Annotated in this window: 16 protein-coding genes; 5 read left to right on the forward strand and 11 right to left on the reverse strand. The window is 53.0% G+C overall.

The features are described from left to right. Positions 1–49: 49 nt before the first annotated feature. From IBX50_RS10225 to IBX50_RS10250, 6 genes are read right to left on the reverse strand one after another with little or no spacing between them, the layout of a single operon-like run. Positions 50–196, reverse strand: coding sequence for a hypothetical protein (locus IBX50_RS10225; RefSeq protein ID WP_292255595.1), 147 nt, complete (start codon positions 194–196; stop codon positions 50–52). 36 nt (positions 197–232) lie between these two features. Beyond that, a complete protein-coding gene (locus IBX50_RS10230; RefSeq protein WP_292255597.1) occupies positions 233–1,840 on the reverse strand; it encodes an ABC transporter ATP-binding protein in 1,608 nt (535 codons plus the stop codon). Continuing rightward, entirely contained in the window at positions 1,837–2,889 is a 1,053-nt protein-coding gene (locus tag IBX50_RS10235) for an ABC transporter permease (protein WP_292255598.1), read from the reverse strand. The genes IBX50_RS10230 and IBX50_RS10235 overlap by 4 nt, the downstream gene beginning before the upstream one ends. After that, positions 2,889–3,977 (reverse strand): microcin C ABC transporter permease YejB, encoded by a 1,089-nt coding sequence (locus tag IBX50_RS10240; protein WP_292255599.1) that lies wholly within the window; start codon positions 3,975–3,977, stop codon positions 2,889–2,891. The genes IBX50_RS10235 and IBX50_RS10240 overlap by 1 nt, the downstream gene beginning before the upstream one ends. Positions 3,978–3,996: 19 nt before the next feature. After that, entirely contained in the window at positions 3,997–5,817 is a 1,821-nt protein-coding gene (locus IBX50_RS10245; protein WP_292255601.1) for an extracellular solute-binding protein, read from the reverse strand. A 39-nt stretch (positions 5,818–5,856) separates the two neighbouring features. Continuing rightward, positions 5,857–7,431, reverse strand: a complete 1,575-nt coding sequence (locus IBX50_RS10250) for a LysM peptidoglycan-binding domain-containing protein (protein ID WP_292255603.1) — start codon at positions 7,429–7,431, stop codon at positions 5,857–5,859. Between the two features lie 38 nt (positions 7,432–7,469). Between IBX50_RS10250 and IBX50_RS10255 the strand changes: the two genes are divergently transcribed. Then, a complete protein-coding gene (locus tag IBX50_RS10255) occupies positions 7,470–7,622 on the forward strand; it encodes a hypothetical protein (protein WP_292255604.1) in 153 nt (50 codons plus the stop codon). Positions 7,623–7,743: 121 nt separating this feature from the next. On the opposite strand, the gene gloB is transcribed toward IBX50_RS10255, so the two are convergent. Next, positions 7,744–8,526 carry a hydroxyacylglutathione hydrolase gene (gene gloB, locus IBX50_RS10260; protein ID WP_292255605.1) on the reverse strand — a complete coding sequence of 261 codons (783 nt, stop codon included), beginning with the start codon at positions 8,524–8,526 and terminating at the stop codon, positions 7,744–7,746. Between the two features lie 82 nt (positions 8,527–8,608). Here gloB and IBX50_RS10265 point away from each other — a divergent pair, with 82 nt between their 5' ends. From IBX50_RS10265 to nudC, 4 genes are read left to right on the forward strand one after another with little or no spacing between them, the layout of a single operon-like run. Further along, entirely contained in the window at positions 8,609–9,400 is a 792-nt protein-coding gene (locus IBX50_RS10265) for a class I SAM-dependent methyltransferase (protein ID WP_292255607.1), read from the forward strand. A 2-nt stretch (positions 9,401–9,402) separates the two neighbouring features. Further along, complete coding sequence (rnhA, locus tag IBX50_RS10270) at positions 9,403–9,897, forward strand: ribonuclease HI (RefSeq protein WP_292255608.1); 495 nt, start codon at positions 9,403–9,405, stop codon at positions 9,895–9,897. Continuing rightward, positions 9,894–10,673, forward strand: coding sequence for a DNA polymerase III subunit epsilon (gene dnaQ / locus IBX50_RS10275; RefSeq protein WP_292255609.1), 780 nt, complete (start codon positions 9,894–9,896; stop codon positions 10,671–10,673). Before rnhA ends, dnaQ begins: the two co-directional genes overlap by 4 nt. Further along, the gene (nudC, locus tag IBX50_RS10280) at positions 10,651–11,523 is read left to right on the forward strand and encodes an NAD(+) diphosphatase (protein ID WP_292255611.1); all 873 of its coding nucleotides are present in this window, start codon (positions 10,651–10,653) and stop codon (positions 11,521–11,523) included. Before dnaQ ends, nudC begins: the two co-directional genes overlap by 23 nt. Positions 11,524–11,746: 223 nt before the next feature. On the opposite strand, the gene IBX50_RS10285 is transcribed toward nudC, so the two are convergent. From IBX50_RS10285 to cysP, 4 genes are all read right to left on the reverse strand, one after another. Further along, the gene (locus IBX50_RS10285) at positions 11,747–12,898 is read right to left on the reverse strand and encodes a TOBE-like domain-containing protein (RefSeq protein WP_292255613.1); all 1,152 of its coding nucleotides are present in this window, start codon (positions 12,896–12,898) and stop codon (positions 11,747–11,749) included. Positions 12,899–13,043: 145 nt separating this feature from the next. Beyond that, positions 13,044–13,889 (reverse strand): sulfate ABC transporter permease subunit CysW, encoded by an 846-nt coding sequence (gene cysW, locus IBX50_RS10290; RefSeq protein WP_292255615.1) that lies wholly within the window; start codon positions 13,887–13,889, stop codon positions 13,044–13,046. A gap of 3 nt (positions 13,890–13,892) precedes the next feature. Next, a complete protein-coding gene (gene cysT, locus IBX50_RS10295; RefSeq protein WP_292255617.1) occupies positions 13,893–14,753 on the reverse strand; it encodes a sulfate/thiosulfate ABC transporter permease CysT in 861 nt (286 codons plus the stop codon). A gap of 6 nt (positions 14,754–14,759) precedes the next feature. Continuing rightward, positions 14,760–15,794, reverse strand: coding sequence for a thiosulfate ABC transporter substrate-binding protein CysP (gene cysP, locus IBX50_RS10300; protein ID WP_292255618.1), 1,035 nt, complete (start codon positions 15,792–15,794; stop codon positions 14,760–14,762). Positions 15,795–15,971 lie beyond the last annotated feature (177 nt).

The following is a 15,971-nucleotide window of genomic DNA, read 5'->3' on the forward strand; positions in this document are numbered from 1 at the left end:
TTCCCGCTTATATCCCCGCCCGATTGGGCGAGGGTTTACGCGGATTTTGCTAAATTCTGTCGCGTATTAATTTCTCCGGGTCGAGCAGTCGTTCCAGCTCTTCGCGGGTGATTTCCGTCTCTTCTGTTGCCACGTCCAGAATCGGGCGTCTTTCCTTTTTAACCAGCCCTGACAGCAGGCCAAGCAGAAAAAACATCACCACGAGTCAGGCATGATTACCTCAATAAAAAAATCAGAATCCCGCAGCTTTCAGCAGCGCGCGAGTATAGTCGTTTTCTGGCTGATTAAAGAGTATTTCTGTTGCAGCTGTTTCCACTTGCTGGCCGTCTTTCATCACCAGAATCCGGTGGCTCAATGCCCGAATCACCCGTAGATCGTGGCTGATGAACAGGTAACTTAAACGGTGCTTCTGCTGCAGATCACGCAGCAGCTGTATGACCTGTGCCTGTACACTGCGATCCAGTGCTGAAGTGGGTTCATCCAGCACCAGCAGCCGTGGTTTAAGGATAAGGGCGCGGGCAATGGCAATACGCTGGCGCTGACCACCGGAAAACTCATGGGGATAACGAAAGCGTGCGGCAGTTTCCAGCCCCACTTCTTCCAGTACCTGACAAACAGCGGCATCTAGTTGAGCAGTCGACAGTTCAGGTTGATGCAGCTTTAAACCCTCCGCCACTATATCTGCCACAGTCATGCGTGGGCTGAGGCTGCCGTAAGGATCCTGAAACACAATTTGCATCTTGCGCCGCCAAGGCAACAGCTGTTGTTGTTTTAACTGATTTAAAGCGGTGCCTTCCAGTTTGATTTCACCGGCAGCAATCGCTTGCAGCCTCAGCAGTGCCAGTGCCAGGGTGGTTTTCCCGGAGCCACTTTCTCCAACAATTCCAAGCGTTTCACCGGCATGCAGTGTCAGTGATTGATCCTGTACCGCTACAAAGGGTGCAGGCTTTTTCCACGGCAACAGGCTGGTGGCAGTGCGGGGAAACTCAACCCGCAGGTTGTTCACCTGCAAAAGCAGGGGTGCATCTGCCTGCAGAGCCGGAGCCTGCCCGGAGGGTTCACTGTTTAACAGCTGACGGGTGTAATCAGCCTGAGGATTGGCAAACAGCTCAGGGGTATTCTGGGTTTCGACCAGCTTGCCCCGATGCATTACAGCCACACGATCACTGTACTGGCGCACCAGATTCAGATCATGGGTGATCAGCAGAATCGCCATACCCAGTTGCTGCTGCAGTTCTCGCAGCAGATCCAATATCTGTTGTTGTACCGTTACATCCAGTGCGGTGGTGGGTTCATCGGCCAGCAGAATATCTGGATTGTTGGACAGTGCCATGGCAATCATCACCCGTTGGCGTTGACCACCGGATAACTGATGTGGCCAGGCACGTGCCAGACGTTGTGGGTCGGGCAGTTTGACCGCTTGTAACAACTCAATACAACGCTGACGGGCTGTTTCGCCGGTTAATCCCTGATGTAATCGCAGGCTTTCGATGATCTGCTTTTCTACCCGATGCAGGGGATTCAGCGAGGTCATGGGTTCCTGAAAAATCATTGCCATACGATGTCCTCGCAGGCGACGAAACCCCTTTTCATCCAGATTGACGAGTTCCTGCGCCGGGTTTTCTCCTTGTGCCAGCTGAATGCTGCCACTGACACGGGCGTTATCAGCTAACAACCCCAGGGTTGCCAGTGCTGTAACCGACTTGCCTGAACCGCTTTCGCCCACCAGTGCCAGGGTTTCACCACGTTGCAGAGTCAGGTTGATACCCTGCAAGGCGGGAGTATTCTGGTCAAAAGTGACATTCAGATCTTTGATCTGCAGCAGTGGAGCAGGGGTCATGATTTATCCCCTTGCGGGCTGAGGGTTTTGCGGGGATCAAAGGCATCCCGCACACCTTCACCAATAAAGACCAGCAGTGTCAGCAGAATAGCCAGCGTCATAAAAGCAGTCAGTCCCAGCCAGGGCGATTGCAGGTTGGCCTTGCCCTGTGCCACCAGCTCACCCAGTGACGGGGTGCCGGGTGGCAAACCAAAACCGAGAAAATCCAGCGCAGTCAGGGTAGTGACGGCTCCGGTGAATAAAAAGGGTAAAAACGTCAGGGTGGCGACCATAGCGTTAGGCAAAACATGGCGCAACAAAATCTGCCGGTTAGGCAGACCCAGCGCGCGGGCGGCACGCACGTATTCAAGATTGCGGGCGCGCAGGCATTCAGCACGCACCAGATCCACCAGGGTTGTCCAGCTGAACAGCAGCAGAATCAACAATAACCACCAGAAACCTGGCGTGATCATGCTGGCAAGAATAATCAGTACAAACAGGGTGGGTAATCCCGACCAGATTTCAATAAAACGCTGCCCCCAGAGATCCAGCCGACCGCCGTAATAACCCTGCAGTGCACCGACCAGAATACCCACCAGACTACTGCCCAGTGTGAGTACCAGGGCAAACAGGATCGACAGGCGCAGACTGTAGATCACCCGTGCCAGCACATCACGCCCCTGATCATCGGTGCCTAACCAGTTCTCAGAAGAAGGTGGCGCTGGTGCAGGCTGGGTTAGGTTGTAGTTGATGGTGGCATGGCTGAAGGGAATCAACGGCCAGAGAATCCAGCCATTGTCCTGAATGATCTCCAGCAGGTAAGCATCACGGAAATCGGCTGCCAGCGGTAAATCACCACCAAACTCGGTTTCCTGATAATCCCTGAGCATGGGCAAATACAGGCTGCCGTTGTAACTCACCAGCAGGGGTTTGTCATTGGCAACCAGTTCGGCCACCAGGCTGATGCCAAACATCAGCAGAAAAGCCCAGAGTGACCACCAGGCGCGGCGATTGGATTTAAACAGTTGCCAGCGGCGCTGATTCAGAGGGGAAAGATGCAGCGGTGACATCAGTTTTCCCTCGAAGAAAAATCAATGCGCGGATCAACCAGCATATAAGTCAGATCACTGATGAGTTTTAACACCAGCCCAATCAGCGTAAAAAGATAAAGTGTACCGAACACCACTGGATAATCTCGCTGTACCACCGCTTCAAAACCCAGCAGCCCCAGGCCATCCAGTGAAAAAATCACCTCAATCAGCAGGGAGCCGGTGAAAAAGATACTCACCAGTGCAGCAGGCATCCCGGCAATAATAATCAGCATGGCATTACGGAATACATGCCCGTACAGCACCTGGCGTTCACTGACCCCTTTGGCACGGGCAGTCAGTACATACTGCTTGTGGATCTCGTCCAGAAAGGAATTTTTGGTCAGTAGGGTGAGGGTGGCAAAACCGGAAATGGTCATTGCCAGTACTGGTAATGTCAGGTGCCAGAAATAATCCAGAATCTTGCCAAACGTACTGAGTTCATTGAAGTTTTCTGAAGTCAGGCCACGTAGTGGAAACCAATCCAGATAACTGCCACCGGCAAACAGCACAATCAGTAGGATGGCAAACAAAAAGCCGGGAATGGCATAACCGATAATCACCACCGAGGAAGTCCAGACATCAAAACGGCTGCCATGTTTTAAGGCCTTGTGAATACCCAGGGGGATGGAAATCAGGTAAATCAGCAGGGTAGACCAGAGTCCCAGCGAAATGGACACCGGCATTTTTTCCAGGATCAGCTCGGTGACACTGCGTCCACGGAAAAAACTCTCACCCAGATCAAAACGCAGGTAGTTACCAACCATCAGTAAAAAACGTTCATGGGCTGGTTTGTCAAAACCGAACTGCTGTTCCAGCTCAGCAATAAAACGGGCATCCACACCCCGCGAGCCACGATAAGCCGAGCCACCTTCGTCACCACTGCTGACCGACTCACCACCGGATGAATCCAGTCGGGTACTGCCCATGGCATCCATTCCACCCATCTGAGCCATCACCTGTTCAATCGGGCCACCGGGGGCGGCCTGAATGATGACAAAGTTCAACAGCAGAATACCCAGCAGGGTGGGGGGGATGAGCAACAAACGACGCAGCAGATAAGGCGCCATGCTTAATCAGCCCGCCAGATCATTCCACCCACCAGGCATCCACTGGCAGGCCATAGGGTGGGCGCACCTCTGGAATATGGACATTGTTGCGACGAGCAATGCGGTATTCATTCAGGTGCCAGTGGGGAATCACATAATGTCCCCACAGCAATACCCGATCCAGCGCGCGGGTGGTGGTGATCAGGGTTTCACGGTCACGAGCAGCTATCAGCTGTTCCACCAGTGCATCCACCACTGGGTGTTGAATACCGGCCAGGTTGCGACCATCCGGGGACTGGGCAAATTCGGAATGAAAGAATTCCCGTTGCTCATTGCCGGGTGACAGGCTCTGTCCCAAAGTGGAGATAGTCATGTCGTAATCAAACTGACGCAGGCGATTGAGGTATTGGGTGACATCCACCACTCGCACATCCATACGGATACCAATACGCTCCAGATTTTGCCGCCAGGGCAGCACTACCCGCTCAAAAGAAGAGTCATGCATCAGGATTTCAAAACGCAGCTGTTGCCCCTGAGCATTCACCAGCCGCCGTCCATCCATCTGCCAACCAGCCTCACGCAGCAAACGCAGGGCTTCACGGGTTTGTGGGCGCAGGTTGCCACTGCCATCCGTTACCGGCAGGGTGTATTTCTGCTCAAACACTGCCGCAGGCAGTTGATCACGGAAAGGTTCCAGTTTTGCCAGTTCACGCCCTTGTGGCAGTCCACTGCTGGCCAGCTCAGAGTTACTGAAATAACTCAGGGTGCGGGTATAAGCATTGTGGAACAGCTGCTGATTGGACCATTCAAAATCAAACATCTGGGTCAATGCCAGGCGTACTCGTGGATCACTGAAGACATCTCGACGGGTATTAAAGAAAAAGCCCTGCATGCCAGAGGAGTTCTGGTGTGGAATGCTTTCCAGCAGTATGTCACCGGCTGACAGCGCCGATCCGCTGTAGCCTGTTGCCCAGTTGCGGGCGATATTTTCCAGCCTAAAATCCAGTCGACCAGCCTTAAAAGCTTCCAGTGCTACTGTGGCATCACGGTAATAATCATAAATCAGCCGGTTGATGTTGTTACGACCTTGGTTGATGGGCAGATCAGCACCCCAGTAGTTTTCAACCCGCTGATAAATAATCCGACGACCTGAGTCAACTTCGGCAACCCGATAGGGGCCGCTGCCGACAGGAATATCCAGGGATGGATGGGTGAAATCCCGATCCTGCCAGTCGTGTTTTGGCAGAATTGGCACCTGGCCGATAATCAGCGGTAACTCACGGTTGGTATTGCTGGCCAGCTCAAAACGGATGCGTTGTGGGCTCAACACCTGAATGTTACTGATGTCGGCATAATAAGCCCGGTAAAAGGGGCGGCCTTTTTCACGCAGCAGTTCAAAGGTGAAAGCCACATCCTCTGCGGTGACAGGTTTGCCGTCATGGAAACGGGCGTGTGGGTGCAGTTCAAACTCGACCCAGTGACCGGCAGGATCAAGCCGGATGCAACGAGCCAGCAGACCATATTCGGTAAAGGGTTCATCAGCTGAGTGGTAGGTGAGGCTGTCATAGATATTGCCCAATCCTGCTGCTGCAGTGCCCTGAATGATAAAAGGATTCAGGCTGTCAAAGGTACCGCCAGGTGGTGCCTGGCGCAGACTGCCACCTTTGGGGGCATTGGGATTAACGTACTCAAGATGAGTGAAGTCAGCTGGGTATTTTGCTTCACCATGCAGGGTCAGGGCGTGTTTACAAATCGGCTCGGCTGCTGCCTGAGCTGTTGTGACCAGTAAAAACATGCCGGGTAACAGGGATAACACCATCAGTTTGCGTAATGGAGAGGATAAGATGGTTTTTCCCAGCATAAAGGCTTACTCCCTGGTTTTGGTTGTCAGATAAAATAATCAGTTGCGTGTGACATCAACATGCAGGGTCAGGTTCTGTCCGGGCTGCAAATAACGGCTGATATTGATGTTGTTCCAGCGGGCAATATCACTGACACTAACGCGGAATCGGCTGGCAATGTTCGCCAGATTATCACCATTACGGACGGTGTAGTTAACCCGACGGATAACACTGCGGTTATTGGCGCTGGCAACTGTGCGGGCATTGTCAGTTCTTGACCAGATCACCAGGCGCTGACCGGCAATCAGGGGGTCGCCGGGTGCCATGTTGTTCCAGCTGGCCAGCTCACGCACACTGATGCCATGACGGCGCGCCAGTAACCAGAAACTGTCACCGGACTGCACCAGATGCTCAATGCGGTTACCCTGACGAGCAACATTCTGGCGACGCTGCAGGCGTTGATCTTCACTCAGGGCATACTGGCGTACATCCTGGCTGGGAATTGGGATCAGCAGTTCGTGACCGGCACGAATGATGTCACCACGCAGCTGGTTGGCATCACGAATCATGCTGGGCGTGGTGTTAAAACGGCTGGAGATAGTTAGCAGGCTGTCACCGGATTTGACACGATACCGCTGCCAGCTCATGCGTTGGCGTGGTGGCAGGTTCTCAAGATTGGCTGCCAGAATGGCTGCGTTCTCAACTGGCACCAGCAGACGGTGTGGGCCTTCCGGGCTGGTGGCCCACTGGCTGAATCCTGGATTCAGCAGATACAGCTCATTCATGCCAATTTCTGACAACTCTGCTGCCAGTGCCAGATCAATCTGTCCTTTGGTATCCACTGCAGCAAAATAGGGCTGATTGGGGATGGAGGTCAGGTTGATACCCTTGGCTTCGGGGTCAGCAATCAAACGTGCCAGAGCCACCATTTTTGGCACATAAGCCAGGGTTTCTGCAGGCAGGTTCAGTTCCCAGAAGGTGCCGTTGCCACCAGCATTACGGTTGTGGCGCAGGGCACGGTTTACATTGCCACCACCGGCATTGTAGGCCGCCAGTGCCAGATGCCAGTCATCAAAGCGACGGTTCAGTTGAGTCAGGTAGGTCAGGGCTGCATCGGTGGAGGCAATCACATCACGGCGGCCATCGTACCACCAGTTGTTTTCTAGCCCAAAATGCCGAGCTGTGCCGGGGATGAACTGCCACATGCCGGAAGCACGACCATGTGAATAGGCAAACGGATCATAAGCACTTTCCACGATTGGCAGCAGTGCCAGCTCACCGGGCAGGCCACGGCGCTCAATTTCTTCCAGTACATGGAACATGTAACGGCTGGCGCGCTGGGCAACACGATCCATATAATCCGGATGACGGCGGTACCAGTTCATCTGGGCAATCACTCGTGGATCATCACTGCTGATATCCATGGACAGGTTTTCACGTAGCCGATCCCACAGGTCATACTCAGATAATACTGGTTCTTGCCAGTGACGCCAGTCGGCTTTGGGCGACGAAGCCAGCAGGTTTGAAAGGCCAGAAAGATCATCGTGATGGCGGACGCTGGATAACTGCTGGCTACTGCTCAGTTGATTCCAGATTTCCTGTGTCGGTGCTTCCGAAGGCGCTGCTAAAGGCATTTCTGAAGGCGCTGCTAAAGGCATTTCTGAAGGCGCTGATGGCTGCAATTGTTGAACGTCATTGTGGGGTAGAGATTGGCAACCTTGCAGAAACAGCCCTGCAAATCCAATTAACGCAATGGTTTTTATATGTTTTTTTAGCCCGGTACCTACCAGTGGCAAGAGTAAAGGTAGTGCCGGAGTTGCAGTGAAAAAATCATTTTTTGGCATAAAAATCGTGTATCAAGGTTTGTTAACGAATAGATGACATTCTATTCATCCAATAAGCCTGTAACAAGTAATCACTGGTAACTGTGCTGTTTCATACCTGTATCAAGCCTTGTCCTTCCAGCTTCTGAGCAGGCGAAAAGCATCCGCATCTTCTTTACAGGAGGCATCAGGGAAGTATTGCTGTAAGGCTAGTCTCACCTCTGGTTGGGCAATGCGTAGAAAAGGGTTGGTAGCTTTCTCCAGCAATAAGGTAGAGGGCAGGGTAGACAGGTTTTGCGCTCTTTTGTCGCGGCAGTCCTGCAAGCGCTGTTGCAATTGAGGATTGTTCGGCTCAACTCGGCTGGCAAACTCCAGGTTGCTCAGGGTGTATTCATGAGCAGCATACACCTGGGTGGAATCCGGTAGATTGGCAATAGTCTGCAAAGATGCGTGCATCTGTTCAGCCGTGCCTTCAAACAAACGGCCACAACCACCGGCAAACAAGGTATCACCACAGAACAGCAGCGGTGGCTGATGATCCAGTGCCACAAACGCTACATGCCCCAGGGTATGGCCGGGTAGCTCCAGCACCTGCAGGGTATGCCCCAGCAGCTGAAAACGATCGCCGCCAGTGACTTGTACATTCAGTGGTGGCAGGCGATAAATGTCCTGCAGAGCACCAATCACTGTCACTCCCTTGGTCGCCAGCTCCATCACACCACCAATATGATCAGCATGATGGTGGGTCAGCAGGATACCTTCGAGGTGTAAACCTTCAGACTCTAGATAACGCTGAACCGGCTGGGCATCACCGGGGTCTACTACCCAGCAGCGTTTGTCACCAGCGGTACGCAGTAGCCAGATGTAGTTGTCGTTAAAGGCTGGAATGGAAATCACATCAAGCATCGTTGGTTATCCCTGTTATTGTCGGCAGCTGTGTTAATCTGGATGGATCAAACCTCATAGCAAATACTTTACGGCAGAAGTCATGCATGTGCAAAAACAACTCTCAGAGCTGAACCTTCAGGTCTGGCAAGGTTGGCAACACTTCTGGGGTTCCCCGCTGGGGCAAGAAGTGCTATCCACCGAGCAGCGTTTGTTACAACCTCTGCTGGAAGAACAACGGGGCTACCATCTTTTGTGTCTGGGTTCCTGCCCTTTGCAGCCCTTGTTAAAAAACTCCAGTATCCGTCATCACTTGGAATGGCGGCCCGTTGCGGAACTGGCTGAGCACCCATCTTGCCTGATTGCTGATCCTGCGGCCTTGCCCTTACCCGATGATTCGATGGATCTGGTGATTCTGCACCACTCGCTGGAGCTTTATTCGCGCCCTCATGCACTGTTAAAAGAAGCCGCACGAGTCACCTTGCCAAAAGGTGAATTGGTGGTGCTGAGTTTTAATCCGCTCAGTCTTTGGGGGCTGGCGCGTTTATTACCGTCTTTTATGCAGGCTGAACCAATTCGATCCTTGATCGATGCACGTTTTCTGAGCCAGAGTAAAATGCACGACTGGCTGGAGTTTCTGGATTTACAGCTGGAGCAACAGCAGCAGGTATTTCATCGCCCGCCTTGTAACCGGGTCAAATTCCAGCAGCGTCTGCGTAGTCTGGATCATCGTCTGGATCAAAAATGCTGGCCATTTGCCGGGATTTATATGCTGCGAATCAAAAAACGTATTGGCAGCCCGATGCGACCAGTCAGCAAACTGAAAAACACTGGATGGCTCCCCGTTCAGCCGGTAAGCTCTCCTACCCGCAACAGTTTAAAAATAGAGAAGTGATTTTGTCTGAACAATCTAAACCTGAATCCACCAAAAAAGTGGTGATCTACACTGATGGTGCCTGCAAGGGAAACCCCGGCCCAGGTGGCTGGGGTGCTCTGCTTCGTTATGGCAGTGTTGAAAAAGAGCTATGGGGTGGTGAGCGTGATACCACCAACAATCGTATGGAGTTGCTGGCGGCCATCTCTGCCTTGAAGACATTGAAGCGCTCCTGTCATGTGGATCTGCATACCGATTCCCAGTATGTGCGCCAAGGCATTACCCAGTGGCTGCATAACTGGAAAAAGAAAAACTGGAAAACCGCTTCTGGCTCTGCCGTGAAAAACAAGGATCTCTGGCAGCAACTGAATGAACAGGCGGCGCGTCATACCATTGAATGGCACTGGGTGAAAGGTCATGCCGGTGACCCAGGTAACGAAGCGGCTGATGCACTGGCCAATCGGGGTGTCACCGATCCTAATCCGGCATTACAAGAGTCAGGAACCACAGCATCATGAGACAGGTTGTACTGGATACCGAAACCACCGGCATGGATCCGAAAGAAGGCCATCGACTGATTGAAATCGGTTGTGTGGAGCTGATCAGCCGTAAATTCACCGGCAATAACTATCATGTGTATATCAACCCCGAACGGGAAATTGATATCGAAGCCACTCAGGTGCACGGTTTCACCTGGGAAGACTTAAAAGACAAACCCCTGTTTATCGAAGTGGCCGATGCCTTTGTCAGTTACATCGAAGGCAGTGAACTACTGATCCACAACGCGCCCTTTGACCTAGGCTTTCTGGATGCCGAGCTGGGCTGGATCAACCAGCAGTTGGGGCAGCAGCGTTACGGAAAAATTGCCGATTATTGCAAGGTGTTTGACACTCTGGCTTATGCCCGTCGGCGGCATCCTGGGCAGAGAAACAGCCTGGATGCCCTTTGTAAGCGTTATGAAGTGGATAACTCCGGCAGAACCCTGCACGGCGCCTTGCTGGACTCGGAGATACTGGCCGACGTTTATCTGACCATGACCGGCGGGCAGACCACACTGCTGCTGGGTGGTGAAAGTGATGAACTCAGCGGTGATCATCAGGGTCTGCTGGCCAGTACTCGCCGGGTGGATTCTCAACGCCCGGCATTAAAAGTCTTGCAAGCCACTGCGGAAGAACAAACCGAGCACTACGCCAAGCTGGAGCGTATCAAGAAAAAATCCGGCGGCAGTTGTATGTGGCTGGACATGGAAAACCCTAGCGGAGAATCCAACGATGTGGCACCCCATTCAGGCTGACTTCCCACAACAGCGCCCTTTACCCGATTTTGAACGGGGGCAACAGAGTATTCAGCCGGGCGAAGTGATTGGCATTATCACTTGTGGCTCCGGTGCCATCCGCCCGGTTAATCAGCCACAACCTGGCTGGCCGTTATGGTTGGAACGGGATTATTACCATGCGAAAGATCACGCCAGTTTGGTGGTGATCGGGCGCTGGAAAGGTTTGCCGCTGCTGTTGCGTCAGGCGCAGCGAGGGGAAGCCAAAAAAGCAGACTGGCCGGGTTTGCGCAGCTGGTTGCTGCAAAGTGATGCCAATACCTTTGATCTGCTCACCACTGCAGCAGGGCTGGCCAGTTGGAATGAACAACATCGGTACTGCGGGCGTTGTGGCACAAAAACCGAGAGCCGCAAGGACGAATACGCTCGTGAATGCCCCCGCTGCCATCTGCGTCATTACCCCAGAGTTTCCCCCTGTATTATTACGCTGGTCTGGCGCGAAGATGCTTTGCTGCTGGCTCGCGGCCCACGTTTTGCACCGGGGGTTTACAGCACTCTGGCTGGATTCATTGAAACCGGCGAATCCGCAGAACAGGCATTACATCGGGAGGTGATGGAAGAGGTGGGTGTACAGATCGGTAATCTACGTTATCTGGGCAGCCAATCTTGGCCTTTCCCCCATTCATTGATGCTGGGTTACTGGGCAGAGTATCAGGCTGGAGATATTCAATTCGATGGTGTGGAGATTGAGGATGCCCGCTGGTATCCCTTTGACCAGTTGCCGGAATTACCACCGGCCACCTCAATCTCACGTCATCTGATCAACAGTTTTCTGCGCTGGAAAGGTGTTAAAGAACACAGCGCTTTTTAGCAAAATCCGCGTAAATCCTCGCCCATGGCTCGCTTTAACCTGGAGTATGGTGAGCAAGCTGCTTTTCATTATGGCGATATCCGCGCTCAACTAGAGAAACAGAGCCGGCCCCATCGGTGTGAATGATCTGCATATCGCTGCCCATGCCAGAAGCATCGGTGCTACTCTGGTCACCAATAATATGAAAGAATTTGAGCGCGTCCTTTGATTGCTGAAGTTCGAATCAATGGCAGTTGGCCGCCAGTTTAAGTGGCTCACTTGTGGGTTGGCGCTGTCCGGTAGGTAACCAGCGCAAGGGGCGGGGTTGTTGATCCTGCCCGGCCACAAACAGCTGGGCGGCCAGTGGCACGGCATAACATTGATCCCCGCGCTGGGGTTGCCAGGCATTGTATTGGGTGTGACTGATGGCAACCTCCCAGGGTTCGTCACTCTGCCAACCATCTGCTTCCAGCTCCAGCCGCACTTCCGCACCAATCAGGTTGATGGCTTTTACGACCAATGGCAGATTGGCCTGATCCGATGGCAGCTCTTGCAGGGTCAACTCATGTGAACGCAGGTATAACTGGCCGGCTTCAGCAGCCTGACCCACAGGAAAAGCCACCCATGCTTTGCCCTGCTGTAATCTCTGACCCTTTGCCTCTCCTTGAAAGACATTCACCTGCCCCAGAAAGTCATACACAAAACGGCTGGCGGGTTGATGATACAGATCCTGCGGTGTGGCCTGCTGTTCGATCTGGCCCTGACTCATCACCACTACCCGGTCAGAAACTTCCAGTGCTTCTTCCTGATCATGGGTGACAAATACACTGGTGAAACCCAGGTCATCATGCAGATTACGCAACCAGCGGCGCAGCTCTTTACGCACCTTGGCATCCAGCGCACCAAAGGGCTCATCCAGCAACAATACTCGTGGTTGCATTGCCAGTGCTCGTGCCAGTGCCACGCGTTGTTTCTGACCACCGGATAACTGACCCGGATAACGGCCTGCCAGATGCCCCAGCTGCACCTTTTCCAGTAGTTCAGCAACCCGCTGTTTGATCTCTGCTTTGCTGGGGCGTTCATCACGTGGTAATACATCCAGACCAAAAGCAATGTTTTCTGCCACTGTCATATGGCGGAACAAGGCGTAATGCTGGAATACAAACCCCACCTTACGATCCCGCACATGCAGGCGGGTTACGTCCTTGTCGCTGAACAGGATTTTGCCTGAATCAGTGGTTTCCAGCCCGGCAATAATACGCAGCAGGGTAGTTTTGCCGGAACCGGACGGCCCCAGCAGGCCCACCATTTCACCTTCGTTAATGGTCAGATCCAGCGGCTTGATGGCCTGAAAGCTACCAAAGGTTTTGCTGACGTTTTGAATTTGAATGCTCATTGGATCACCCGATCATGTCGCAGAAGTGGTGCAGGCTATTGCTTTTCAGGCTGTCTGCAACAGGATGTTGCAGCCAGAGCTTACATGGATGTATTTACGCGTCCTGAAAAGCATGTAGCCTGCTCCTCTGTATTTATTTGATGACTTATTGGTTTGTCTTGTGCTGCCGCCATTCCAGGAAGGTTTTTACCACCAGTGTCAGCAAGGCCAGGCAAGCCAGCAGTGAGGCACTGGTGAAAGCACCGACCAGGTTGTAATCCTGATAGAGCAACTCAACATGCAGTGGCAGGGTGTTGGTTTCGCCACGGATATTGCCGGACACCACCGCCACGGCACCAAATTCACCCACGGCTCGTGCATTGGTCAGTACCACACCGTAAAGCAGTGCCCATTGAATGTTCGGCAGGGTGACCCGGCGGAACATTTGCCAGCCGCTGGCACCCAGGCTCAGTGCGGCTTCTTCTTCAGAAGAACCCTGTTGTTGCATTAGCGGGATTAATTCCCGCGCTACAAACGGGCAAGTGATAAACACCGTGACCATCACTATGCCCGGCCAGGCAAACATCAGTTGTACGTCCTGATCCATCAGCCAGCTACCAATCCAGCCATTACTGCCGTAGAGCAGCAGATACATCAGACCGGCCACAACTGGTGAAACTGCAAAAGGGATGTCGATTAGTGTCATCAGCAGCTTACGACCGGGAAATTCAAAACGTGTGACTACCCAAGCCAGAAACACACCAAACACCAGATTTAAGGGTACGGTTAATGCTGCGACCAGCAGGGTCAGGCCAATGGCATGCAGGGTATAAGGGTCACTCAGGTTCTGCCAGAACAACCCGGCACCGGCACTGAATGCCTGAGCAAAAATGGCCACCAGTGGCACCACCAGTAACAAGCCAATAAAAGTGAGTGCCAGCAGGATTAACAAGCGCCTTAACCAAGGCTGGTCACCGATGCGTTGCTGATGGCTGGATGTTGCATGAGCCATGATTCAGTTCCCTTTCAGGCGCTTGAGGTAACGGGTTTGCCACACATTCACGGCAAACAACAAGACCAGTGATGACAGTAAAATCACCGATGCAATGGCACTGGCAGCGGCATAATCAAATTCTTGCAGGCGGATAAAAATCATCAGGCTGGTGACTTCGCTGATGTAGGGCATGTTGCCAGCAATAAAAATGATGGCACCAAACTCACCCAGGCTGCGGATAAACGACAGCATGATTCCCATTACCAGTGCTGGCCACAGGGTCGGAAAAATCACCCGGTAAAATACCGTCCAGTCTGATGCACCCAGACTCAGTGCGGCTTCTTCATCACCGGCATTCAGGTCTTCCATGACTGGCTGCACGTTGCGTACCACAAACGGCAGGCTGGTAAAAAGCATGGCAACCATGATGCCGATAGGTGTGTAAGCGACCTTGATGCCCATTTCTGCCAACCACTGACCATACCAGCCCGCTTCAGCAAAAAGGGTTGCCAGGGTAATGCCTGCCACTGCGGTGGGCAGGGCAAAAGGCAGATCCACCAGGGCATCAATCAGGCGTTTGCCGGGGAAGGTGTAACGCACCAGTACCCAAGCCAGCAACAGACCAATCACTCCGTTCAGCAGCGAGGCTCCCAAAGCCATTTGCAAGGTGACCCGGTAAGAGGTCACCACACGCGGATCACTGATCACCGACCAGTAATGACTCCAGCCCATACCCGCCGATTGCATCAGCAGACCGCTGAGCGGCAGCAACAGCACCAGACTGACAAACAGCAGTGAAATGCCAAGGCTCAGGGCAAATCCCGGCAGAACTTGTCTGCCGGTGACACGAAAGGGGTTACGAATCAGACTGATGCTGGACATGATGGCTTACCGACGCTGCAACTGATCCAGTTTACCGCCACTGGCAAAGTGTTCCTGCATGGCCTTGTCCCAGCTGCCGGCAATGTCATCAATGGTCAACAGGCGTAAATCAGGGAAGTTGGCAGCAGTTTCAGCCTTTACTTTTTCGTGATGAACACGGTAGCTAAAATCACGCGACAACAAACGCTGAGCATCTTCACTGTACAGGTGAGCCAAATAAGCCCGAGCCAGTTCCAGATTGCCGTTACGCTCAGCGTGGCGCTCCACTACTGCAACCGGGAATTCAGCCAGAAAGCTGGCAGAGGGCACAATAATCTGGAAATCCTGATCCGGGTAAGCAGCACGAATGCCATGCAGTTCGGATTCAAACGTCAGCAATGCATCACCGATACCACGATCGACAAAGGTATTGGTGGCACCGCGTCCGCCGGTATCAAACACCGCCACACGATTCAGCCAGCCACGCATGAAGGTATCAATGGCCTGTTGATCCTGACCAAACTTCAACTGGGCAAAACCCAGTGCGGCCAGATAAGAATACCGGCCATTGCCGGAGGTTTTCGGGTTAGGCAGCACCAGTGAAACATCGGCACGAGCCAGATCATCCCAGTCGCGGATGTTTTTGGGGTTGTCCTTGCGTACCAGAAACGCCATGGTGGAATAATAAGGTGAACTGGCATTGGGGAGCTGTTCGTTCCAGTTGGCCGGCAGCAGATTGCCGCGCTGGTGCAGGATGTCGATATCAGTGACCTGGTTAAAAGTCACCACATCCGCACGCAAGCCCTGAATGATCGCTTGAGCCTGACGAGAAGAACCACCGTGTGACTGGCGTACTTCTACGGTCTGGCCGGTTTGTTGCTGCCAGTGGGCAGCAAAGAGTTCGTTGTAGCTGACAAACAGCTCGCGGGCAACGTCGTAAGATGAATTCAGCAGTGTGGCATTATTCGCCAGCACCGGAGTGGCACCCAGTACCAGCGACAGCCCGGTAACAGTCAGCGTTTGGCGCAGACCACGGCGCAGGTTTTTGAAATTAAAAGGCATGGCGTTGTCCTTGAATAGAGATGGATCAAATGATGCTGATAAGATTAGCCTGAGATTTGCGTTATAACAAGAGCCATCCTTAGAACATTTTGTTTGGCCTGGCAAACTGAAACGCAGGGTGGGGTGGTTACACTTATATCCCCGCCCGATTGGGCGAGGGTTTACGCGGATTTTGCT

The sequence above is a fragment of the Marinospirillum sp. genome (genome assembly GCF_014859565.1).

Bases quoted from the DNA above. Each gene is read 5' to 3' on its own strand.
- IBX50_RS10225 (WP_292255595.1), bottom strand. From the start codon at position 196: ATGTTTTTTCTGCTTGGCCTGCTGTCAGGGCTGGTTAAAAAGGAAAGA.
- IBX50_RS10230 (WP_292255597.1), bottom strand. From the start codon at position 1,840: ATGACCCCTGCTCCACTGCTGCAGATCAAAGATCTGAATGTCACTTTT.
- IBX50_RS10235 (WP_292255598.1), bottom strand. From the start codon at position 2,889: ATGTCACCGCTGCATCTTTCCCCTCTGAATCAGCGCCGCTGGCAACTG.
- IBX50_RS10240 (WP_292255599.1), bottom strand. From the start codon at position 3,977: ATGGCGCCTTATCTGCTGCGTCGTTTGTTGCTCATCCCCCCCACCCTG.
- IBX50_RS10245 (WP_292255601.1), bottom strand. From the start codon at position 5,817: ATGCTGGGAAAAACCATCTTATCCTCTCCATTACGCAAACTGATGGTG.
- IBX50_RS10250 (WP_292255603.1), bottom strand. From the start codon at position 7,431: ATGCCTTTAGCAGCGCCTTCGGAAGCACCGACACAGGAAATCTGGAAT.
- IBX50_RS10255 (WP_292255604.1), top strand. From the start codon at position 7,470: ATGGCTGCAATTGTTGAACGTCATTGTGGGGTAGAGATTGGCAACCTT.
- gloB (WP_292255605.1), bottom strand. From the start codon at position 8,526: ATGCTTGATGTGATTTCCATTCCAGCCTTTAACGACAACTACATCTGG.
- IBX50_RS10265 (WP_292255607.1), top strand. From the start codon at position 8,609: ATGCATGTGCAAAAACAACTCTCAGAGCTGAACCTTCAGGTCTGGCAA.
- dnaQ (WP_292255609.1), top strand. From the start codon at position 9,894: ATGAGACAGGTTGTACTGGATACCGAAACCACCGGCATGGATCCGAAA.
- nudC (WP_292255611.1), top strand. From the start codon at position 10,651: ATGTGGCACCCCATTCAGGCTGACTTCCCACAACAGCGCCCTTTACCC.
- IBX50_RS10285 (WP_292255613.1), bottom strand. From the start codon at position 12,898: ATGAGCATTCAAATTCAAAACGTCAGCAAAACCTTTGGTAGCTTTCAG.
- cysW (WP_292255615.1), bottom strand. From the start codon at position 13,889: ATGGCTCATGCAACATCCAGCCATCAGCAACGCATCGGTGACCAGCCT.
- cysT (WP_292255617.1), bottom strand. From the start codon at position 14,753: ATGTCCAGCATCAGTCTGATTCGTAACCCCTTTCGTGTCACCGGCAGA.
- cysP (WP_292255618.1), bottom strand. From the start codon at position 15,794: ATGCCTTTTAATTTCAAAAACCTGCGCCGTGGTCTGCGCCAAACGCTG.